This is a genomic window from Lysinibacillus odysseyi 34hs-1 = NBRC 100172 (assembly GCF_001591965.1).
GTDB lineage: Bacteria > Bacillota > Bacilli > Bacillales_A > Planococcaceae > Lysinibacillus_B > Lysinibacillus_B odysseyi.
In genome coordinates this window covers 152,748-174,654 of record NZ_BCVX01000005.1, presented here as the reverse complement: position 1 = coordinate 174,654, position 21,907 = coordinate 152,748, and the positions used below count along the sequence as shown (strand labels likewise).

The 21,907-nt window shown below is 40.9% G+C and carries 20 protein-coding genes; 15 read left to right on the top strand and 5 right to left on the bottom strand.

Annotated elements, in window-relative coordinates; translation table 11 throughout:
* Positions 1 to 536: 536 nt before the first annotated feature.
* The 15 genes from BOD01S_RS23695 to BOD01S_RS10020 all read left to right on the top strand — a co-directional run bounded on the left by BOD01S_RS23695 (position 537) and on the right by BOD01S_RS10020 (position 16,682).
* Complete coding sequence (locus BOD01S_RS23695) at positions 537 to 2,609, top strand: methyl-accepting chemotaxis protein (protein ID WP_081977942.1); 2,073 nt, start codon at positions 537 to 539, stop codon at positions 2,607 to 2,609.
* A 505-nt stretch (positions 2,610 to 3,114) separates the two neighbouring features.
* The gene (locus BOD01S_RS10085; RefSeq protein ID WP_036154380.1) at positions 3,115 to 3,738 is read left to right on the top strand and encodes a hypothetical protein; all 624 of its coding nucleotides are present in this window, start codon (positions 3,115 to 3,117) and stop codon (positions 3,736 to 3,738) included.
* Between the two features lie 708 nt (positions 3,739 to 4,446).
* Entirely contained in the window at positions 4,447 to 4,998 is a 552-nt protein-coding gene (locus tag BOD01S_RS10080) for a hypothetical protein (protein WP_036154382.1), read from the top strand.
* A gap of 250 nt (positions 4,999 to 5,248) precedes the next feature.
* A complete protein-coding gene (locus BOD01S_RS10075) occupies positions 5,249 to 5,575 on the top strand; it encodes a DUF3870 domain-containing protein (protein WP_036154385.1) in 327 nt (108 codons plus the stop codon).
* 102 nt (positions 5,576 to 5,677) lie between these two features.
* Complete coding sequence (locus tag BOD01S_RS10070; RefSeq protein WP_036154387.1) at positions 5,678 to 6,844, top strand: DUF819 family protein; 1,167 nt, start codon at positions 5,678 to 5,680, stop codon at positions 6,842 to 6,844.
* Between the two features lie 18 nt (positions 6,845 to 6,862).
* A complete protein-coding gene (locus BOD01S_RS10065; protein ID WP_036154389.1) occupies positions 6,863 to 7,894 on the top strand; it encodes a dipeptide epimerase in 1,032 nt (343 codons plus the stop codon).
* Positions 7,895 to 8,303: 409 nt separating this feature from the next.
* Positions 8,304 to 8,900, top strand: a complete 597-nt coding sequence (locus BOD01S_RS10060; protein ID WP_036154391.1) for a TetR/AcrR family transcriptional regulator — start codon at positions 8,304 to 8,306, stop codon at positions 8,898 to 8,900.
* Positions 8,901 to 8,943: 43 nt separating this feature from the next.
* On the top strand, positions 8,944 to 9,579 hold the full coding sequence (locus tag BOD01S_RS10055) for a CPBP family intramembrane glutamic endopeptidase (protein ID WP_169804315.1): 636 nt from the start codon (positions 8,944 to 8,946) through the stop codon (positions 9,577 to 9,579).
* A gap of 405 nt (positions 9,580 to 9,984) precedes the next feature.
* The gene (locus BOD01S_RS10050; RefSeq protein WP_081977943.1) at positions 9,985 to 11,016 is read left to right on the top strand and encodes a helix-turn-helix domain-containing protein; all 1,032 of its coding nucleotides are present in this window, start codon (positions 9,985 to 9,987) and stop codon (positions 11,014 to 11,016) included.
* A 3-nt stretch (positions 11,017 to 11,019) separates the two neighbouring features.
* Entirely contained in the window at positions 11,020 to 12,456 is a 1,437-nt protein-coding gene (locus BOD01S_RS10045) for a RecQ family ATP-dependent DNA helicase (protein WP_036154398.1), read from the top strand.
* 77 nt (positions 12,457 to 12,533) lie between these two features.
* Positions 12,534 to 13,232 carry a LysM peptidoglycan-binding domain-containing protein gene (locus BOD01S_RS10040; RefSeq protein WP_036154401.1) on the top strand — a complete coding sequence of 233 codons (699 nt, stop codon included), beginning with the start codon at positions 12,534 to 12,536 and terminating at the stop codon, positions 13,230 to 13,232.
* Between the two features lie 87 nt (positions 13,233 to 13,319).
* A complete protein-coding gene (locus BOD01S_RS10035; RefSeq protein ID WP_233153126.1) occupies positions 13,320 to 14,075 on the top strand; it encodes a metallophosphoesterase in 756 nt (251 codons plus the stop codon).
* Between the two features lie 281 nt (positions 14,076 to 14,356).
* Positions 14,357 to 14,875 carry a YfiT family bacillithiol transferase gene (locus BOD01S_RS10030; protein WP_036154403.1) on the top strand — a complete coding sequence of 173 codons (519 nt, stop codon included), beginning with the start codon at positions 14,357 to 14,359 and terminating at the stop codon, positions 14,873 to 14,875.
* 246 nt (positions 14,876 to 15,121) lie between these two features.
* A complete protein-coding gene (locus tag BOD01S_RS10025) occupies positions 15,122 to 15,652 on the top strand; it encodes a sigma-70 family RNA polymerase sigma factor (protein WP_036154406.1) in 531 nt (176 codons plus the stop codon).
* Positions 15,642 to 16,682, top strand: a complete 1,041-nt coding sequence (locus BOD01S_RS10020) for a DUF4179 domain-containing protein (RefSeq protein ID WP_036154408.1) — start codon at positions 15,642 to 15,644, stop codon at positions 16,680 to 16,682. The genes BOD01S_RS10025 and BOD01S_RS10020 overlap by 11 nt, the downstream gene beginning before the upstream one ends.
* A 300-nt stretch (positions 16,683 to 16,982) precedes the next feature.
* Here the strand turns inward: BOD01S_RS10020 and BOD01S_RS10015 are convergent, their stop codons facing one another.
* The 5 genes from BOD01S_RS10015 to BOD01S_RS09995 all read right to left on the bottom strand — a co-directional run bounded on the left by BOD01S_RS10015 (position 16,983) and on the right by BOD01S_RS09995 (position 21,884).
* A complete protein-coding gene (locus BOD01S_RS10015; RefSeq protein ID WP_036154410.1) occupies positions 16,983 to 17,354 on the bottom strand; it encodes a hypothetical protein in 372 nt (123 codons plus the stop codon).
* On the bottom strand, positions 17,351 to 17,554 hold the full coding sequence (locus tag BOD01S_RS10010; RefSeq protein WP_036154412.1) for a helix-turn-helix transcriptional regulator: 204 nt from the start codon (positions 17,552 to 17,554) through the stop codon (positions 17,351 to 17,353). Before BOD01S_RS10010 ends, BOD01S_RS10015 begins: the two co-directional genes overlap by 4 nt.
* A gap of 260 nt (positions 17,555 to 17,814) precedes the next feature.
* The gene (gene putP, locus BOD01S_RS10005) at positions 17,815 to 19,299 is read right to left on the bottom strand and encodes a sodium/proline symporter PutP (protein WP_036154414.1); all 1,485 of its coding nucleotides are present in this window, start codon (positions 19,297 to 19,299) and stop codon (positions 17,815 to 17,817) included.
* A 53-nt stretch (positions 19,300 to 19,352) separates the two neighbouring features.
* A complete protein-coding gene (locus BOD01S_RS10000; protein WP_036154417.1) occupies positions 19,353 to 20,336 on the bottom strand; it encodes a proline dehydrogenase family protein in 984 nt (327 codons plus the stop codon).
* A gap of 249 nt (positions 20,337 to 20,585) precedes the next feature.
* Positions 20,586 to 21,884: a sigma-54-dependent Fis family transcriptional regulator gene (locus BOD01S_RS09995; protein WP_036154419.1), complete on the bottom strand. Its 1,299-nt coding sequence runs from the start codon at positions 21,882 to 21,884 to the stop codon at positions 20,586 to 20,588.
* Between the last annotated feature and the right edge of the window lie 23 nt (positions 21,885 to 21,907).

Here is a 21,907-nt window from a genome sequence, read left to right as displayed (position 1 = left end):
CCCTTTTTAGATGAGCGGCTTCAACGAATTGAACGCTCTCTATAGGAGTATCTGATAGTGATAGAGAAAAAGTAGTATAGGTACATAAAAAAGTTAAAAAAACCATTTATTTAAGTCGATTTAGCTGTATAATTATAGGTCGATAGGATTAAAGTTTAGTGAGCAGAGGTGAAAATAGGAATAAAGTTTATTAAATACGGGGTGCTTAGGGCAGGGGAATTACAAATGTTTTGCCTGTGAGTAAACTCCTTGATAGTAAGTGGTAGTAATAAATAAAATTATTCAAAAAGTAAGAAGATAATACGTTGTTAATTCGTACACAAAGGGATAGGCAGTTTTTCACCTATAGAAACGACACACAGAGGGACAAATTTAAGCAACTCTTGCCCCTTGGTATAAGAGAGCTGGGGGCAATACCGAAAAAAGTATAAAAATAACTTCCAGAGCTGATTTATTGTGGATGCAGCAACGGGACAACAAAGTGCTAATATAGCTAAAAAATACAGCTAGGCTGCAAAGGTAGGAAGGAATATATTATGGCAAAAAAAGATAATGTAACGAAGTCAAACTTGTTTTCCTGGATAGGAAACAGTATTTCAACAAAAGTAGCTTTTGCTCTTTTTATAGCTATTATAATTGTATTTTCAATTACAGGATTTCTAATTAACTCTTATACAAAATCAATTTTAGTGGATAGTGTGGAAGAGAATGTGTCGACCAGCAGTGACGCAATCGCTGATCAAGTGAATAGTATGTTTGCAGAGAAAGAAACAATCGTAAGACAAGTTGCTACAAACCAGGAGATACTAAAATACTTGAATACAGCCCAATCGAGGGAAGAAGCAACAACAAACCCGTATTATGATGGAGTTTTAAAATCTCTTGATGAGATTGTGAAAACAGATGAAGCTGTTGCGATGGTGTGGGTTGCCAGCAATAAGGCCAATTTTCTAGTCGGCAGTAATAACGTAGTATCGGATTCAAGCTTCGATATAAAAAGCAGACCATGGTATGAGCAAGCCGTTAAGGAAGATGATGTATTTTTTACTGAGCCGTATATGGATGAAGTGTTCGGGAAAATCATTTTAAGCGCGATGAAGCCGATTAAAGAGGGTGGAAATACGGTTGGTATCGTTGCGATAGACATATTTTTAGATGAATTGCCGCAATTAATGCAATCTTATAAGATGGGGGAAAACGGATATTCATTCTTACTTTCCAGCGACGGAACGATCCTGTACCATCCGGACAGCGAGTTAATACTAGAACAAAAGCTCCCTGAACTTTCCGGTGAAATAGGAAATGTAGGCAAGAAAATGGTTGAGGGTAAAAAGGGGCTCGAATTAACGAAAGTAAATGACGGCTTGGAATATATCGGATATTCACAAGTTCCGACAACTGATTGGTCAGTAGGCGCATCTATACCGCAAGAGGAGGCATTGAGCAGCCTTAGCACCTTTACATACATGATGGGCTTATATTTTGCGGTTGCCTGCCTCATCCTCATTGTTCTCGTTTTCTTCCTGCTAAAACGGATGTTAAGAGAAATACCTCAAGTTACGAATGTAATGGAGCAGCTAGCTTTAGGTAATTTAAGCGAGGGAAAATTAGAATCAAAATCTAAAGATGAAATCGGACAGTTAGTAACATCCGCAAACCAATTGAACCAGAATCTGCGAGTCATTGTAAGTCAAATTAATTTCGTTTCTGAAACAGTAAGCAGTCAGAGTGAAGAACTGACCGGGTCCGCAAACGAAGTAAAAACAGGTTCTGAACAAGTCGCATCGACTATGCAGGAATTAGCGGCCGGCACTGAAACCCAAGCGGACAGAGCAAGTGATTTATCAGCTGGTATGAGTAATTTTACACATAAAGTTCAAGAAGCAAATGAAAATGGCTACCGCATTGAAGAAAACTCAAAAATCGTGTTAAACATGACGAAAGATGGCGCGGAGCTCATGAAAAATTCCATTCTTCAGATGGAGAAAATTGATAACATCGTGCGTGAGTCAGTCCATAAAGTACAAGGGCTGGACAAGCAGTCACAGGAAATTTCCAACTTGGTCACAGTCATTAAAGATGTTGCCGACCAAACGAATCTTCTGGCTTTAAATGCTGCAATCGAAGCGGCAAGAGCAGGGGAGCATGGAAAAGGATTCGCCGTAGTAGCAGAAGAAGTAAAAAAACTGGCGGAACAAGTATCTGATTCCGTAACGGATATTACTAGTATAGTGGGGAACATCCAAAAAGAATCGGGGCTTGTATCGGATTCGCTGCAAGGCGGATATAAGGAAGTAGCAGAAGGAAAAGCACAGATTGAATCAACGGGCGGCACTTTCCATAAAATCAGTGAAGCGGTCACAGAAATGGTGAAGAGCATTACAACTATCGCTGGAAACCTAGCTGAAATTGCAGCAAATGCCCAGCAGATGAATGCAGCCATTCATGAAATCGCCTCTGTCTCCGAGGAATCGGCAGCCGGTGTCGAACAAACATCTGCCTCTTCCCAACAAATAAGCAGCATTATGGAAGAAGTAGCCGCAGGTTCAGGCCAGCTGGCAAAATTAGCCGAAGAACTAAATGCATTAGTAGGTCATTTTAAGTTATAAGTAATTAGTTTTACCTCTTGTAAGAAAAGGATGAGGGGATTAGTTTCTTATGAGATGAGACAGCAGGAGTAAGACAGGCACACCCGGTTGAGGGTAAGACGGGTGGGCTTGTGAATAAGAGAATTTTTGAACTACCTCTTTTTGAGGTGGTTCTTTTTTGATTAACGTTCTGAATAAATTGTGGAATGTCAAAATCAAACGGGACAAAGATTAATGGGGACAGGGGCTTGAATTTCCCTTTGGATTGTAGAGACTTCAACTGTCATTAATTCGTTTGTTTCGTCAATCGGATAATATAGTTTAATTCACTTAAAAGATTGTTACTTCTAATACACCGTATTCGCCGGATAGTTGGTTCCCCGAGCGATCAAGTTCGACCATTATTTGGTTGAACTCTTGATTTTACTGGTTTATGTAAATGGGAATAAAATAAATACACCCCTTTTAGTGGTATTTTTATGTAAAAAATAAAATACAATTAACATTAACTACAGGGGGTGATTAAATGTCTTCTATAGCAACTAATGTATCTATTGGATTAACTCAATTTCTTGATTATACATTCAAAGGGAGCACTGCCAAGACTAATACAGTGAAAAAAATCAAGTATCAAGATGATTACCATCCATCAAAAGATTATTGGAAGCCACTTCGCGATCGAATTAGACTTTATCATGAAAATAATCGAACAGAGGATTATTTGATTTCATTAATTGATGAAATATCTCAAGCTAAGCAAAAAAATTACACAGACGCTATTAAGGCATATTTGAAATTTTTTAGAAATAAGGAAGTCAAGTGGTTTGAACCTGGTAAAGCTACTTGGTACAGTGAAGAATTAGCAGTTAGATCTAGTCCTGAAATAGGTCTAATTATAGATGGTAAAGCATTTCTAATAAAGTTATTTTTTAAGGGAAAAAAAGAGAAAGTGGACAAAATCCGATGTAGATCAGCATTAACATTATTAAGTGAATCAATCTTCACTGAAGAGCATATTGATGACATAACATATGCAGTATTGAATGTACAAAAAGGTAAACTTATATTTGATGAAAAGCTGAATGATGACCACAGGATTGCATTACAATCTGAGGCTGCACAGTTTATTTATATTTGGGATAAAGTGTAAATTTGTCGAGTAAATAATCAATAGAAACACTGGTACCTTATTAATTTATAGGTGCCAGTGTATTTTTTAGAAAACTAAATAATCCATAAATTTCTGTATTGTTCCGGCTTTAACCTTTTTGCCACATGATTGTAAATGTTTGTAGTAGCTGTACATCCCCGTGATTCAGCCAATCCTAAATTTCTTAATCCTAGTACTGGCTTCAAATAGCCACTAATAGCGCGCATGTCGTAGCTAATGTGTTGTGATTTCCTGCACTCCGTATTTAATTTGAATATATAGCATCTATTTCCGAGCCTTTTTTGATGGCATCAGTCTGTTTTATGGTTACTAAAGACCAAGTGCTTCGATAGCAACGTATTAAAGGCAATCATTAGTATCTTCCGTATTGTACAATGCATAAATTCGTCCTATCAAGAAGACAAATTTAAGTGCCTTTATCAATTTTGAGCTGTAATCGTGCGAGTTTAGGCTAAGTCTCTTTAACTAAGTCGCGTTGTGTTTTAATATTCCATGTGCGGGCTCCTGCACTAATAGGGTTATTTCATCTGTAAATTAATCTAACTAATTGTCTGAGCTCTCCAATCTGCTTATTAATTATGTAGAGAAGCCAATTCAATAATTGTACTGTAAAGCATTAGCCACAGAACCCTTCCCTCCAAATTATCGTCCCACATAAATAAGATAATCCAATCAGGAGGTAAAACAATGCATCTAAAATCCCCCAAAAACCCGGCAGTCCTTCTCTTTGCCTGCGTGCTAGCCTTTGTAATGCTTACATACCTCTTAAGAATTTTCGGCTATTATTTTTCCTTTCTTGTTTACAGCGGGCATACTTATTTACTGCTTGCCGTCCTCACATTACTTTCCTTTTATCTGTTCGCTGACACGCAAAAAGTAAATGCGATGTTGGTATTTGTCGTTTCAGCTGTAGGGGTAGTAGGGATCATTGGGCTATGGTTGGCTTACTTTTCCTTGCATATTTCCGTCGATTCCATTGACTCTCCGATAGAACACAGAAAGTTGGCCATTGAACATAGAAATGATTCCTGGGGAGAAACCTATTACCATTACAATTTTTATCAGCCGACTATTTTTCCGATGGTGTTAAAAAAATTAAATGATGAAAAAGTATCCTTTTGGGTTCATGAGGACCAAATAGATGATTTAGAAGCATTAGGAGCAGATGAAGCTGAGTGGACGGGGAATAGTGTCACTTTCCGTACGGTTACCGGGGAAATAATTAAGGTGGATTTTTGAATTTGAGCTTTCTTCTTTCAAGCAGCAACCTTTAAATAGACAGCCGTTCAAATATGAACAATACCAATTACCAGCAAGATCATAGCCAGTAAATCTCTCAATTATAAGTAATCTCCAAAAAAACAAGTTGAAAGAACATTCCCTCAATTGGTATAATACTAAAAAGCTCGCTTGTACATGAGTATGAATCCGAGGTTGTCTCGCCGTCATATTTAGCTGTGCAAGGTTCGTTTTTAAAGGGTGTGTCTAAATGTTTCATGATCAAGTGATTTATATTATCGGAGATGCGCAAGTGCCGCAGAATAATCCGATTTCCAAACAATACAATCAGTTCTTTTTAGGAGTTGCGGTGGACCGGACGAACGGGATTATCGTGGAGGTAGACTGTTCAGCTACAGTGGAGCTGACGGTGAAGTTTATCCGTTCGATGCTGGTGAACCGGCGGATTAGTGACGAGAAGATCATCCAGGATGTTCAAAAACGTTATTTCGGCTCCTCGCAAAAAGCGTTAATTGTTGCACTGAAGGATGTGCAGCGGAAATATAGTCAAATTACTGCTTTGCCTACATCAACCTAGGTGAAATCCAGTTTACTTTCAAAAGTAAGCTGGATTTTTTGTTTTGTGAGGAACATTGATCGTGACATACATCGTATTTTCAGCATGAAGGGGGATCTGTTTATGATTCAGGATGGGTTTATGTATATCAGTGTGCTTGTCGCGTTGGCAGCGCTGATGGTTTTTATCGAAAAGAGGTTTGGGAAGTCGAAGTTTTTCAAGTTCATCCCAGGGATTGTTTTAATCTATATCGGGGCGGCGCTGCTGCAGACGTTCGGGGCGTTTGAGTCGAACGAATCGACAGAGGCTGCATACAGCAATGTGCGGTGGGCATTATTGCCGGCGATGCTGTTTTTAATGCTATTAAAATGTGATATCCGTACGGTCATTAAATTAGGGCCAAGAATATTAGGCGCTTTTGCGGTTGCGGTAGTAAGTATTGCGGCAGGCTTTGTTCTTGTGTATGCCGTGCTGCAGTCGTTTTATGTGGAGGATACATGGAAGGCGTTTGGCGCGCTGGCAGGCAGCTGGACAGGCGGGTCGGCAAACATGGTGGCATTGCAAAGTATTTTGGATGTGCCGGAAACGATTTTCGGCTATGCGCTTATGATGGATACGATTAACTATGCCGTGTGGGTTATGTTTATGTTCTGGCTTGTACCGTTTGCGGACCGCTTCAATAAATGGACAAAGGCAGATACGTCCAGCTTTATGAATAATTTGAATGTCAACACGGATAATATTACGGCTGATGAACAAGGAGCTAGATTTGAGCATATTTTATATTTACTAGGCATTGGTTTATTAGTTTCTTCTTTATCGAACTATTTCGGTGGGCTATTGCCGGAAGTCGGGGATGTCATCAACGGGACAACTTGGACAATTATCATTGCGTCTGTACTCGGGCTGATTTTGGCGCTGACACCGCTGTCACGTATTCCGGGAACATTTGATATTTCAAATGTTATGTTATACATTGTCGTTGCGTTAATCGCGTCACATTCGGACTTTTCCAACATCGCACAGGCGCCGATTTATATAATTTCAGGCTTCCTGATCATGGGTGTCCATTTAGTTGTGATGCTGCTGTTAGGAAAACTATTTAAATATGATTTATTTACATTAGGAATTGCGAGTTTGGCGAATATCGGCGGTATGGCGTCTGCCCCTATGCTTGCTGCTGCCTATAATAAAGCACTCATTCCGGTCGGCGTCATTATGGCGTTAATGGGTTCATTCCTCGGTACGTATTTCGGAATGGTAATCGGGAAGCTGTTATCGCTTTTATAAAGAAGGGGGTAGGAATCAATGCTCATTAAAGAACTGCTTGTGAGAACAGAAATCATACCATTAACGAAGCCTTTTAAAACAGCGCTGCGGGTAGTTGAACAAATTGAAAATGTTGTTGTAGAAGTTGTGCTGGAGGATGGGACAACGGGTATCGGTGCAGCGGCGCCTACCTTTGTCATTACGGGTGAATCCCGTGAAAGTATCGAAGCAGCATTAGTCGGGCCGATCCGAAACAATGTAATAGGAAAGGATATTACTCAACTAAATGATGTGCTGAAAACAGTTCAGGAGTGCTGTGTAGGCAATACGAGCGCCAAGGCGGCAGCGGATATTGCACTGCATAATGCATACTGCCATCATGTCGGGCTATCGGTTTCTTCTTATTTAGGCGGGCAGAAGAAAATATCTACGTGCATGACAGTAAGTGTCGATACGGTTGAAAAGATGCAGGAGGAAGCTAAAAAAGCGGTGGAAGCGGGCTACTCCGTACTGAAAATTAAGGTAGGCGACAATGCAGAGCTGGATGTCAAAAGAATGGCGGCAATTTTGTCGGTAGTGCCTAAAACAATTACGCTGCGGCTTGATGCCAATCAGGGCTGGAAACCGAAAGAAGCAGTGAAGCTCATCCGAAGGTTCGAAGAGCTTGAGTATCCGATCGAGTTTATCGAGCAGCCTGTAAAAGCGTGGGATTTAGACGGGCTGAAATATGTCAGGGACCATGTGTCCACACCGATTATGGGGGATGAAAGCGTCTTTTCCACCAAAGATGCAGTAAAGCTTATCGAAGGCGGCTATGTCGACCTGATTAATATTAAGCTGATGAAATGCGGCGGAATCGCTGAAGCGATGAAAATTGCAAGCATCGCAGAATCAAAAGGGGTTGCCTGCATGATCGGCAGTATGATGGAATCCTCCATTTCCGTGGCGGCAGCAGCCCAGGTTGCGGCGGCACATCCAAATATCCGCTATTTTGATCTGGACGCACCGCTATGGCTGGCGGTCGAGCCGACACACTTAAAGTATGTTGGCGAAATGGTTGAAATTATATAACAGATGAGGAATCCCCTCTCGCCAGAAGTTGGAATGTTGTTTACGTAAGAACAGCAGCCCGGTTCTAGGGAGGGGGGCTATGTGTTTATATCCTTTTGGGCCCCTGATGACCCACTTTATGTCTTAAAATCGTTAAAGCAGAACAGGCTAAATGAATAAATTGTAGAATCATTTTCTATACAGTTACTGAGAACATAATCAAGATGAAAACCACTTCACTTTCACTAGTAAAATGGTTTTTTGTTTTGTTGGAAAGAGTCGTTTAGGACTAACATCATATTTTTAACATAGAGTTGGAGTGCAGTGCTTACGTTCCTATACAACAGATGGTCAAGAAAACTTTGACAAAATTTGTTATGTGTTTTATTTTTATATTGACTAACTAATCAATCAAAAAAGGAGTTTCGCAATGCCGAGAACTGAAATTCAAAATTTAGAATTACGTGATCAAAGACGCGAGCAAATACTAATAGCTGCTTTAAAGGTATTTTCCAGAAGAGGAATGGCTGCCACAAAAATTAGTGAAATAGCGAAAGAAGCCGGATTAAGTCATGGACTTGTATATCATTACTTTAAGTCCAAGGAAGAAATCTTTACACTGTTAGTGCAGCGGGCTGCAGAAAGTGCTGTTCAGATTATCGAGAAGGCGCGTCTTCAAGAAGGAACACCATTAAAAAAGATTAAATGGATGACAGAACAGATTCTCCAAGGTTTATCAGCAGGAGAACAAATCTTATTATTTTTGATAATGATTCAGGCGAGCACATCCGATGCTGTTCCAGAAGAAGTGCAACACCTTTTCTCTTCACCGGAATACAAGTCACCGGTTAATTGCTTAGTCCCGTTAATTATAGAAGGTCAACAGTGCAATGAAATTATAAAGGAGGATCCAATAAAGTTAGCAGTTAGCTACTACGCTTTTATTCAAGGTTTTTCTATTAGCAAATTGCAGTGGAACCAATGTCCGATTCCAGAGGCGGATTTGATTATTAAAATTTTTAAATAATCTTTTCAAAAAGGGGTCTGAAATGATATTAAACAATCAGAATGTGAAATTTTGGTGGCTGTTCACTTCGCCATTTTTCATTATATTGCTGGGGTTTTTAACAGCTTCAATTTTTCATCATTTTATTGGGGGATGGGCGTGGATTCCGCTGGCGATAGTATATTGGAGTTTACTAGGTTTTTTTGTTTGGACTTTTAAAGAGGACAAAAAATTAGGGGATTGGTTCAAAAAATCTAAAAAAGCTCCTTTTTGGGTAACGATCACAATGCTGGTTGGGATGTTTCCGTTAACAATCCTTATAATGAATTATCGTTTGTTTGATTCGATTTGGTTAATCATCTTTTGGTTAATGTTTGCTTTTATTAATCCCTGGTTTGAGGAATACTATTGGCGGGGTGTTCTATTAGATAGCGTATTAACTAGATTTCCTAAATGGTTTGCTGTGTTATATACAACTCTGCTTTTTGTTATTAGCCATCCATTAATGTGGGGCATATTTTCTTATGCAAGCAAATCTTATCATCTGTATTTATATTTATCAGCAGCAGGTATTGTATGGGCAGTTACGTATTTAAAAACGAATAGTTTACGTTCTATTATTCTTTCACATTTTATTGTAGATATAGGGAATTTAACTGTATTAACTTTCTTGAATATTTACGTACCACCTGTAATGTAGAGTGAAATTTTCCTTTAGTGACACGAAACATTGCATGATTGGCAGGTGGAGGGAATCCTCTCTCACTGGAAGCTGGCAGACTATTTATTTTAAGGTAAGCGTTTTTTCCTAGTACTTGTACAAGAATGGGAAAATCCATATACGACATAACGTGAAATAAGTGCCTGGCAGCAATATTGTCCGGCACTTATTTTCATTTAAGTTGTATACCAAAATCGACGGATAGCAGGGTTGGTCGTATAAAATGATACGGCAGTATTGAAACAGACTTATGCAGAAAGCCCCCGTATATAAAACATGTCAAATTTTTTCTTTCGGGCACTGCCGGCCAACAAGATACCTTTTTTCGCGTTTTCCCTGTATACTTTTCAACAGAACACTACAAAAAACGAGGGATTTGATTTGATGCTGCGACAAATTCTTTTACATATTTTTTATCAGTTAAATAACGAGCGGACAATCAATGCGGCGTATCATCTGCTTCGGGGAAAGCGTTCGGGGCAGACGATCCAGGATGTGGGGATTTTTAAACTGTACCCGTATTTCGGGATTTTGCGGAAGCTTGCGCGTCCGGTATTTGAGGACGGGGTGAATAGTCTGGGTGTAGAAGGCTGGATTAGAACCGATGATAACGGCTATTTTACACTGACGGAGAGCGGTTTGGAACAGGTACGGAAGCTTGCACTGCCGTTTTTTGACGGATGGCATTATCAGGGCAATGAGCATATATTCTACGGACGGCTGTCTCTTATCGTGCAGAGCCTGTCGAACCAAGCGGCAGGAATCCGGTCATTTATACCGGTTCAGCGCAATGAGGAAATTCAAGGGTGGTGCCGGCAGTTTCTTTTGGCAAGTGATTTTCGTTCCGGGATGCTGCAGCAGGCGCTCTTTCACGAAATGAAGACGAGCATGGAGCAAAGCGGACTTTCGACATTGCAAAAGGAGCTGCTAGTCGAGCGTCTGACAGGCGTTGGTGTGACAGGGATACCGTGGCAGCAGCTGAGCTTTGAGCATGAAATGACGGAGCTTGACTGCCAGCTGCTGTTCATTAGTGCGCTTCACAAGTGGCTGGACACAATCCACCAGCACAACGAACAATTTCCTTATTTATTAAAGCTTGCGGAAAATATCCGCATTGATAATGTATTGACGGGCTCTGCCTATCAGACAGCCCAGATGTACAATCAAGGCTACTCGCTCGAACAGATTAGTGCAATGCGGCGCCTGAAGGCAAGTACGATAGAGGATCATCTGGTAGAGCTTGCGATGAATGAGCCGACTTTCGATAGTACGCCATTCATCTCACATGAGCAGCACGAGGCTGTGCAGCAGGCGGTGCGTACGTATGCGACAAGAAAGTTGAGGGTACTGCATGACGCCCTGCCGCATCTATCATATTTTCAAATCCGGCTTGCGCTGGCAAAAGGGGAGGTGTAGGACATGCTAGAACAAAGACTTCAGGAAATCTTCGGCTATAGTGAATTTCGTCCGGGACAAAAGGAAATTATTGAGCATCTGTTAGAGGGGCGTGACTGTATTGCTCTTTTGCCGACAGGGATGGGCAAGTCGATGTGCTATCAGCTGCCGGGCTATATGTTTGATAAACCGGTTCTCATTGTGTCACCGCTTTTATCGCTTATGCAGGACCAAGTCGATCAGCTGCGTCAGCGCGGAGAAAAGCGGGTCGTAGCGTTGAACTCCTTTTTATCGCCGAATAAAAAAACGTACGCCCTGCATTTTCTGCACGAATACCGTTTTATCTTCACCTCGCCGGAGATGCTGACACAGCCGCAGGTAAGGCAGCGGCTGCAATCGATGGAGCTGTCCTTGATCGTAGCGGATGAGGCGCACTGTATATCTCAGTGGGGGTTTGACTTCCGTCCCGATTATTTGCGTATCGGAGAAATTCTCGGGGAAGGGCGGCCGCCGGTTCTCGCCTTAACGGCAACAGCGACAGATTCTGTATTAGCCGATATTAAGAAGTACCTTTCTATGAAAGAGCCTTACCAATTCATCCATAATGTGAACCGGGAGAACATTAAGCTTGCTAAATATATGTTTGACAAAAAGGAAGAAAAGCACGAGTGGATTTTGGAGCATGTTAAAAACACCGCGGGACCGGGTATTGTATATATGTCATCGCGCAAGCGCTGCGATGAGTTTAGTCAGCTGCTCATTGAAAATCACATACGGGCGGCAAGCTATCATGCAGGAAAAGATGCAGAAGATCGGCAGTTTATCCAGCAGCAGTTCATCCAGAATGATGTCGAGTGGATTGTAGCGACAAATGCTTTTGGCATGGGGGTGCACAAAGACGATATCCGGCAGGTGATCCATGAGTCCATGCCTGCGAATGTCTCAAACTATATGCAGGAGATTGGGCGTGCAGGGCGTGACGGGAAGGATGCGCTGGCCATTTTGCTTTATGCGGATGGGGATGAGCACTATGCCCGGTATATTGCCATTGAAGATCTGCCAAAGACAATGCATGTAGATGCATATGCTGCATACCGGCAGATGCAGCAAAATCCGACTGTGATGTTACATGATGAAGGAATGTCCGAAACTGCTTTTCGTGTACTCGATTACTGGATGCAGCAGGAACCGCAGGAAGCTGTGAAACAGCGCCTCCTGAATATGGAGGAAAATAAGCATACAGCTGTACGGGAAATGGCAAATATCATCCATATGTCAACTTGTATGCGGGCAAAACTAGTAGAATATTTTGGGCAAACACTCATAAAGACCCAGGAAGTATGTTGTACAGAGTGTGGATTAGAGATGGATAAGATCATTGGGCCACGCCGAAAAGTGACGAAACAGGCGCTAATGACATGGGACGGGCGGCTGCAAAAATTGTTATTTGGGCATATTTGAGTATACGTACCCGTTTACATTTTCCGCAAATTTCGTCATAATATGAACATAGATGGCGAAGTTTGGAGGGTAATGATATGGCGAAAGAAGACTATCGCGAAAAAATAGAGGAAGATCGTCAGGAAATTGAAATGGAAGGTTTCCAGTCTAGAGCATCCCGGTCAAAACGTAAAACAAAAAAACGTAAAAATCCACTTATATCGATTTTACTTGTAATCTTTATTTTTATTCCATCAATGATATTATTGTATGTTAATTTCTTGTACGAGCCTGATAGTCCAGTAGAAACAGTTGAACAAAATAACGAGGTTGTTCAGGTCGAGAAGAACGATACAACAGCGAAAGCAGCTGAAGTAGAGGACGATGAGGAAGAAAAGGACAAAAAGGATGCATCTGCCACTAAGGAAGAAGACATTTCAGCGGACAAGCAAAAAGAGCTAGCAGCGGCACAGGCAGCAGCAGCTGAAGCGGCAAAAGCAGCCGAGCAGAAGGCAAAAGAGGAAGCTGCGAAGAAAGCGGCTGAGCAAAAAGCGAAAGAAGATGCTGCAAAAAAGGCTGCTGAGCAGAAAGCAAAAGAAGAAGCAGCAAAAAAAGCTGCTGAACAAAAAGCACAGGCAACGAAGCCAAAAAGAACTCATACTGTAAAATCAAACGAAACACTTTACCGCATTGCAATGAATTATTACAATGATCCAAGTGCAGTCGAAAAGATCAAACAAGCAAATGGGATGGCTTCTGAATCCATCCAAGTTGGACAAACGTTGATTTTACCATAAACCATTTTACAGGTTCATAAGTATAATAAAGAAAAAAGACGGAACCATAGCGGAGACGTCTTTTTCTAATGGTTAGGAGGAAGCCAATTGAGATCCATTGCCAAAATGTTTTTCGCCGCGCTTCTCTTCATCTTTTATATGGTAAGGGAAGCGCATGAAAACAATATACGCACACATTTCGTGCATGCCCGCGGGAAAAAAGACCGGTTCTCGATATTTTTTATAGCGGATGTGCATAACCGCAAAATCAATAAAAAAATGCTGGAACAAATTGAGCCGGTGGAAGCGGTTATTATTGGCGGGGATTTTGCTGATAAGCGGGTATCCATCCCAAAAATCGAAATGAATCTGCAAAGATTACAATCTCTTGGTCCCATTTATTTCGTATGGGGCAATAACGATAGAGAAGTAGGGGAAGGCAATCTCCTTGCTTTATTTAGAAAGTACGATGTGACAGTAGTAGAGGATGACGCAGTCCAGCTGCCGAATCGCTCGAATGTTACATGGATCAGTGCGATTAATGATACATCTCAGCGGCAGTACAGCTTTAAAGATGCACTGGCAAAATGTAAGGAAGGCGATGTGACGCTGTTCATTTCGCACAATCCGCAAGTATTCAATCAGGCCTATCCGATTCATAAGCCGGCCTTGATGATGGGCGGGCATCTGCATGGCGGCCAGATCCGACTCGGTAAACTCGGCATGCATCCGCACGGGTCCTATACAATGCGGGAGGGTGTACCGACATTGATCAGTAATGGCTATGGCACAACATTATTACCGCTGCGCCTGATGGCAAAACCCGAATGCCATGTGATTAAAGTAATTTGTGAAGAAGAATAGGATATAGCAATTAAGAGGCTGGGGAGCGGGATGCCCCAGCCTTTTTTGATGGGAAAGACCAGCAGTATAAATAGAAAACCGTTCTGTAATAATAAAGCCTCTTAATAAATTATATAGTTGTTTAATTTTCCTTGAACTATCAGTACAAGTTAGTTGAATAAAATGGAAATATTCAGCAAAATGGGATTATGTAAATCCATGCGGAAATTTACATGAATGAGAGTTTTTTAATGATTCGTTTAGGCAGCCGCAAACCAAAGGATTTTTAGGGGGAATAATGGATGGATATGAAATACCCAATTGGTACTTTTCAATTTGATGGAGAGATGACTAGCAATGTTACAGAGCAGTGGATAAATGAGATTGAGGAGTTACCGACATTGTTACGAGAGGCTGTAAAAGACTTAAATAATGACCTGCTTGATACACCGTATCGTTCTGGCGGGTGGACGGTTCGACAAGTAATACACCATCTTGCAGATAGCCATATGAATGCTTATATCCGGTTTAAATTAGCCCTTACAGAAGAAAACCCTGTCATTAAGCCATATAACGAAACGAACTGGGCGGAACTATCTGATTATAAATTACCAATTGATATTTCACTTACACTTCTTGAAACATTACATAAACGCTGGACTAATCTTTTACGTAGTCTAACACCTGCTGATATGAAAAAGACATTTATTCATCCAGATTCAGGTGAAGTTTCAGTAGGGAAAAATATAGGAATCTACGCTTGGCACGGTAGACATCACCTTGCCCATATTAACTCTTTGAGTAATCGCCAAGGGTGGTAAAGAATCGATGAATTAAAGTAAGAAATAAAAATTTCAAAGGGCCTTATTACAATAAACTGTAGTAAGGCTCTTATATTTTTATATTAAAATTAAATAATTCTACTATAACCTTAAAAAACAAACTTTTAATTTGAAGTTTATTACAGAAAAAAGCGTTTATAAAATAATTTCATGCTGTGCAACTATTTGGTACCGTGCTGTATCTAATCTATTGAGAAACAAAATAACCGATAAGGGGGTGCCAACATGGAATCGATCAAAAGCTTGGTCAGAAAAGCGAAGAAGGGAGACGGGGAAGCATTTGTCTCGCTTGTAAAGCAATATGAAAACGTATTATACCGTACAGCCAGCAAGCTGTTGAACAATGAGCAGGATGTGGCAGATGTGATGCAGGATACGATTATCTCGGCTTACGAAAAAATACATACGCTCAAAAAAGACGAGTACTTCAATACATGGATCTGCAAAATCTTGATTAATAAATGCAATAGCTTATTAAACAAAAGTAAGAAACTCGTAGTGATGGACGAGCAGTTGTTGATGGAAAAGAAAAATGACGGATTTCAAAAACTGGAGCTGGAAGATGCATTGAATAGCTTAAATGAAGCCTACAGATTAGCGCTTATTTTATACTATATCGTCGGGCTCAATATAAAAGAAATCAGCGAATTTCTAAAGGAGCCGGAAGGGACGATTAAATCCAGACTTTCCAGAGCCAAAACGCTGCTGAGGGACAACTACTATCAATATGAGGGAGGGTTTGTATATGAAAAATAACTTTGAAAAAGAGCTGGAGAATATGATGAAGGAAGAGAAGGAAATACCGGCAAAGGTCAGACAGTCTTTAGATCAATCGTATGATATGATCCGGGCAAAATCGAAAAAGAAAAAAGCCCGTTTCGTTTGGAAACGAGTCGCAGCTGTAGCCAGTGCCATTCTCGTAACAGGGATCATTCTTACTAATGAACAGGTAATGGCAGGGATTAATGGATTCTTTAACTTTGGCGATAAAGGAATAGACAGAGCTGTAACAGAAGGCTTCGCCTTGGAGGATCAGAGCACGGCTGCAGATCAGGGAATCAGCATAACACTAGCACGGCATTTTTCGGATGCCAATAAAATCGGCATGAGCTTTCAAATCATATTTGACGATCCTGCTGTTCTACAAAATGCGGAAGATATCAGCATGGACTACCGGCTGAAAAACGGGGATGGGGAGTACATTGTTGAGTTTATTCCTGATACAAAACCACTGAAGGGTACCAACAGACATATAGCTGGTCTTGAAGATTATAACCCTATCCTAAATATTGAAGCCGGGAAAGTTCAATTTGACGTAGTAATGGATTCCCATAACGGATCGATTCCTGCGTTACAGGACGCCGTTGTAGAGATTGAAAGCGTCGATATTTTTTACGGTATTGATAGAGAGCTGAAGAAAATTGACGGAAGATGGGATTTGCCGGTAAACAATAAATCTGTAGAAGATGGTCCGGCCATTGAATATGTCATGAATGACGAAGCTTCTTTACTTCATGTATCTTCTGCAAAGGCAAATCCGACATCGATGAATATCGTATTTTCGGTGGATAAAATATCTTATGATGATGAAAATGCTATTGCACATCATATGAAAATCATCGATGAAAACGGAGAGGAATTTGTTTCAAATGGCGGCTTTAGCATGGACAGAAACGGTGATGGAGTCGTAATTTCAACCAACTTCCCGATTACATCTTATAATAGTTCTGCCAAGCTGAAGCTTGTCGTTGAGGGAATAGGAGAGGTAGAGCTGGTGAAAAAATAGCCCCTTATAAAAATAAAGGGAACAGTCCCATTAATATCGTACCTGTATTTAGTACGCTTGAAAAGAGTGTGCTGCCTACAGGTGTTTTTTATATACAAGATCTGAGCCGGAAGAAAATTCAGCGTGTAATGCCAAAAACGGGGGATGTCCGCATTGAAAGTGAAGCCATCTAAATAAATGGCGAAAGCGATAAAGGAATATGTAGAGCAATAATAAAAATGTTTCATTCTTGATCCACGAAGAGGGGACCCGGACTTTCATTTGAGAACGTTATTTGTATGATTTTGTATGGATTGATCATTAAATCCGTTTCGAATAAATAACCATTGTCAATGGGATTGATGTAACCATAATACAAAATAAAATACTCAAAACTTGTGTGGCACTTAAAGTGTTATCAACTATTAAAAATAGAAGTGTAATTGCCGCAAATAACGTAAAATAATTTGCTGTCATGCTTCTGCCTATAATTTCTTTTGTACGCTCATCTTTTGGAAATAAATGCGGCGATAAATAAGACATCATTAATGCACTTGTTCCTATGAAAAATAACATAATTCTTTCTGAAAATTGCCCATTTACAATATCTGAGTAATTTATATAAATACTCATTGGTATCGTAATAATAGCTAAAAATAAGTACGTTAACTGATTTTCACGTGCTTTCTTCATTCGAAATCCCCCTCATAAATAAATATATCTTCAATCTTACAATTAAAAATTTCTGCCAATTTAAAGGCCAAAATAATGGACGGATTATATTTTTCTTTTTCAAGGGAAATGATGGTTTGTCTAGAAACTGAAAGTTTTTCCGCCAACTGATCCTGCGTCATACTTTGTTGAGCCCGTAAAACCTTAATATTATTTTTGATAGAAAATCCTCCTTTAAATGTAAAGTTAGTTTTACTTTAAGTAAAGCCTACTTTACATACAACTAAAAAGCAAGTGCCCAAAGCGTCGGTTGGGCACTTTATAGATATAAGACTGACGAGATTCCCTATTGGAACACCGTATTGTGTCAAATAAATTATATTATCAAGAGCATCTAAAAAAGATGGTTCCTGTACAATACAGAAACCATCTCTTTTTTATTTGTCCGTGGTTTGGGAACCCCTCAACATGGACCGCTTTTTTATTTCTCTGCCTTCATCAGGCGCTCAGTTTCTGCAAACTCTGCTTCAATTTCCGGGTTCAGCTTGTATGTCGCAATACTCACTACAATTGCTACAAGCAAGCAGATGATAAAGCCCGGTACGATTTCATACAGCATGCCGCTTAAATACTCGGATTTCCCCCATACGAAGGCAACAACTGCTCCGCTCACCATACCAGCAAGAGCGCCGATGTTTGTCAGCTTGCGCCAGTAAAGTGATAATAAAATGACTGGTCCGAATGCAGCACCGAATCCTGCCCAGGCAAAGCCGACAAGATCAAGAATCGAGCTGTCCGGGTTCCAGGCAATCACTGCTGCAAAGATTGCTACAGCCAAAACGGCAATCCGTCCGGCAAGAACGTAATGCTTATCTGTTGCATCCTTTTTAAACAGTGCTTTGTAAATATCTTCGATAAGTGCAGAAGACGTTACAATCAGCTGTGAAGAAATTGTACTCATAACAGCTGCTAAAATAGCTGCTAAAATGATCCCGGCAATGAACGGGTGGAAGATAATTTGCCCCAGTACAATAAAGACAGTTTCCTTATCTTTAAGCGTAAGTCCCTGCTGCTGGAAGTAAGCAACACCTACAAGTGCTGTCAGGAGAGCTCCTCCTAGACTGAAGATCATCCAGCCAATACCGATGCGGCGTGCGCTTTTTGTTTCTTTAACAGAACTGATGGCCATAAAACGAACGATGATGTGCGGCTGGCCAAAATAACCAAGCCCCCATGCAACGGATGAAATGATTCCTGCTGCTGTTGCAGCGGCAGGCAGCAGGCTCAAATGCTCTGGATTCACGGCTTTAATCGAATCAAGCGTTTCTCCAATGCCGCCTGTCAGGAAAATACCAAAGGCTGGTACGGCAATAAGTGCAATTACCATAATCAGACCTTGAAGGAAATCTGTGTAGCTAACCGCCAGGAAGCCGCCGAACAAAGTATAGGCAACTACAACTGCTGAAACGACGAGCAGCCCTGTATGATAGTCATAGCCGAATGAGCTTTCAAAGAATTTCCCGCCGGATACCATTCCGGATGATACATAGAATGTAAAGAACACTAAAATAATAATCCCCGAAGCAATACGCAGCAGCTTCGTTGTGTCACGCAGACGGTTATCCAAGTAACTTGGAATCGTAATCGAATCTTTTGTGACCTGTGTATAAACACGAAGACGTGGTGCGACAAATAGCCAGTTTAAATAGGCACCGGCTGTCAGGCCTATTGCAATCCATGCTTCTACAAGCCCAGACGCATAAATAGCGCCCGGAAGTCCCATTAACAGCCAGCCGGACATATCTGCAGCACCGGCGCTTAAAGCCGTGACGGCAGGGCCTAGACCCCGGCCGCCCAGCATGTAATCTGATAAATTGCTCGTCTTTTTATATGCATACCAGCCAATAACGAGCATCGCAATCATATAAATGCCGATCGCCAATAATTGAAAACCATGATCTGACAAGAAAAAACCCCCAATTGTTTGAACTGTATACTCAGTAATCCCTTAGATGTGTCTTATTTTTTTTGTTTAGCCCGCTTTGTAGCACGGCCTAATAGGAATGCACCTGCTCCAACCCCAAGAAGCGTATTTGTGCGTTTGTTGAACACCTGCTTTGTTACAAGCGTCAAGTTTTGCGGACGCTCTGCTAAGCGGCGCATGAAGTAACCGTACCAGTCATTACCGAATGGCAGATAAGTACAGAACTGATAGCCCTCTTTAGCAAGAGCAAGCTGCATTTCTTTCCGGAAGCCGTAAAGCATCTGGAATTCAAATTTGTCATTTGGAATGTTGTGCTCTTTCACGAATTTCTTCACATGATCAATAACGTTATGGTCATGTGTCGCGATAGATGTAAATTTACCATGCAGTAAATGATATTCAATCAGCTCAATATATTTTTGGTCGATTTCCAGCTTCGACTGGTAGGCAACACTTGGGTCTTCTTTATAAGCACCTTTTACGATACGAAGACGGTAGTTTTTATATTTCTCGATATTTTCGATAGATTCAAAGAAGTATGCCTGAATAACTGTTCCGATATTATCATACGTTTCGCTTAAACGTTCTAGAAGGTCGAATGATGTATGAAGGCGGGCATAGTTTTCCATATCGAAATTGACAAAAATGCCATATTGGTGAGCTAGGGAAACAATTTCCTCCAAGTTTTCATAGCAGAATTCCACATCGATATCCAAGCCTAGCTGTGAAGGCTTTAAAGATACATGGGCATCAATCTGCTCACTGTGGATGCGCTCGATCACTTCAAGAATTTGATCTTTTGCTGCCGTAGCTGCCTCTTTTTCGAAAACAAATTCCCCTAAATTATCAACCGTACATGAAATGCCGTGACGGTTTAACTCTTTAATGCTTTCGATTGCCTCGTCTAAATTTGTACCTGCAACGACATTTTGCGCACCAAGTCGCAAACCGTAACGCTGTGCTGCATTATTCAGCGTTCTATTCTCGGATAAATAAATAAAAAAGTCTTTTAACGCCATTTTTTCTTCCTCCACATACAAGTAAATGTAAATCTTGATGTGAGTATAAGGCAAAAAAATAAAAAAGAAAATAATAATTTTTCAGACTTATAGACACAACTTCATAGAAAGCGAGGTTTTGTAAGGGTTTCCACCACGAAAAAAATTTTTTGTAATATACTTTTTTAACACTTTTTGAGTATAAATTTGGTAAATATGCAAAAATACTTTGCATATAAAAAGCCCGGCGACAAAACCGGACTTGTATCCTTATTTTTTTCGAAGACGGTACTGAAGGCTTTGCCGGTGCAGGCCAAGTGTGCGGGCGGTCTGTGAAATATTGCCATCATGCAGCTCCAGCGCCCGTGTAATGTAGTAATCCTCAACCTCACGCATATATTCATCAAGAGGACGTAGATCTTGTTTTTCATGAAAGGCAAACATGTTTGTATCGCCGTCCTCCCTGAGCGTCTGCTGTTTCGTTTTCCATTTGAAATAAGCCGGCAGCATATGCAGCTCAACATATTCCTCAGTTGTAAGAAGACTGCTGATATCATCGAGCAAAACTTCCAGCTCCTTTAGGTTGCCCGGCCAATCATAGCTCAGGAAAAGCTCTTCTACTTTAGGTGCAAGTCCCTGTACACGGACACCGAAATTAATGCGTCTGCGTGTAAAGTAGTCTTCAACGAACGGCATAATATCCTCGCGTCTTTCCCGAAGAGCAGGGACTTGAATTGTTAAGTTTGAAAATAGATAGTAAAGGTTTTTTGACAGCCGGCCCTGTTGGATCAGATCAATGGGATCTGTACCAATGCTCGCGATGAATACATGATTACGTTCAGCATGGGCAGTCAGCAATTCAGTGATGCGCTCCTGTGCATCCATTGATAGATATTCAATGCGTTCAGCAAAAAACGTATAGTTCTGGCTTCCGGCAATGTATTTTTCAATCTGCCGGATTAACGGTTCTTCATTCCTTCGGCAGATCAATGTAATGAAACGCTCATTCGGTTCCTTCAATTCATGATGAATCCCTTCGGCAATCATATCTTTTCCTGTACCGGATTCTCCTATAAGCATGACGGGAATCCTGCCCATTGCTGCAATTTTAGCCTGCTGGATTACTTGTCTCATCGAGCGTGAAACAGCGGTAATAATGTCAAATGTCAGCGGGGCACCGTAACGGCTTAACGGACGATCCATCAAAAATTCCTGCTGTGTTACATCACGTGCAAACTGGACAGCGATACATTTCCCGCTTTTCGTAATGAATGGACGGTAATCGCTGATCATCGAAATTTCTTCTCCGTTGTGATTCCAAAATGTATGCTTCACTCGAAGAACAGGCTCTCTAGTAGCCATGACCTGATGCAGAAGATCCTGCTTCAAATCGATATCCAGCAGCTCAGATGCAAGCCGTTGTTGCTCCTCCTGTTCGGATAGTCCATTCATTTCCCGCATCTTTTTATTATAAAAAAGAATTTGGCCTGATTCGTCGATTGCACAAATTCCTGTATCGATTTGTTCTCCCATGAACTCATATAATTCAATAAATTCGTCTTTAGTCATAAAAAAATCTCGCTCCTTCATGT

What these genes read in the sequence shown, in the direction of transcription:
- BOD01S_RS10045 (WP_036154398.1), top strand. Translation starts at nt 11,020, where the DNA reads ATGCTAGAACAAAGACTTCAGGAAATCTTCGGCTATAGTGAATTTCGT.
- BOD01S_RS10070 (WP_036154387.1), top strand. Translation starts at nt 5,678, where the DNA reads ATGATTCAGGATGGGTTTATGTATATCAGTGTGCTTGTCGCGTTGGCA.
- BOD01S_RS10025 (WP_036154406.1), top strand. Translation starts at nt 15,122, where the DNA reads ATGGAATCGATCAAAAGCTTGGTCAGAAAAGCGAAGAAGGGAGACGGG.
- BOD01S_RS10085 (WP_036154380.1), top strand. Translation starts at nt 3,115, where the DNA reads ATGTCTTCTATAGCAACTAATGTATCTATTGGATTAACTCAATTTCTT.
- BOD01S_RS10050 (WP_081977943.1), top strand. Translation starts at nt 9,985, where the DNA reads ATGCTGCGACAAATTCTTTTACATATTTTTTATCAGTTAAATAACGAG.
- BOD01S_RS10040 (WP_036154401.1), top strand. Translation starts at nt 12,534, where the DNA reads ATGGCGAAAGAAGACTATCGCGAAAAAATAGAGGAAGATCGTCAGGAA.
- BOD01S_RS10030 (WP_036154403.1), top strand. Translation starts at nt 14,357, where the DNA reads ATGGATATGAAATACCCAATTGGTACTTTTCAATTTGATGGAGAGATG.
- BOD01S_RS23695 (WP_081977942.1), top strand. Translation starts at nt 537, where the DNA reads ATGGCAAAAAAAGATAATGTAACGAAGTCAAACTTGTTTTCCTGGATA.
- BOD01S_RS10015 (WP_036154410.1), bottom strand. Translation starts at nt 17,354, where the DNA reads ATGAAGAAAGCACGTGAAAATCAGTTAACGTACTTATTTTTAGCTATT.
- BOD01S_RS10065 (WP_036154389.1), top strand. Translation starts at nt 6,863, where the DNA reads ATGCTCATTAAAGAACTGCTTGTGAGAACAGAAATCATACCATTAACG.
- BOD01S_RS10075 (WP_036154385.1), top strand. Translation starts at nt 5,249, where the DNA reads ATGTTTCATGATCAAGTGATTTATATTATCGGAGATGCGCAAGTGCCG.
- BOD01S_RS10000 (WP_036154417.1), bottom strand. Translation starts at nt 20,336, where the DNA reads ATGGCGTTAAAAGACTTTTTTATTTATTTATCCGAGAATAGAACGCTG.
- BOD01S_RS10080 (WP_036154382.1), top strand. Translation starts at nt 4,447, where the DNA reads ATGCATCTAAAATCCCCCAAAAACCCGGCAGTCCTTCTCTTTGCCTGC.
- BOD01S_RS09995 (WP_036154419.1), bottom strand. Translation starts at nt 21,884, where the DNA reads ATGACTAAAGACGAATTTATTGAATTATATGAGTTCATGGGAGAACAA.
- BOD01S_RS10020 (WP_036154408.1), top strand. Translation starts at nt 15,642, where the DNA reads ATGAAAAATAACTTTGAAAAAGAGCTGGAGAATATGATGAAGGAAGAG.
- BOD01S_RS10060 (WP_036154391.1), top strand. Translation starts at nt 8,304, where the DNA reads ATGCCGAGAACTGAAATTCAAAATTTAGAATTACGTGATCAAAGACGC.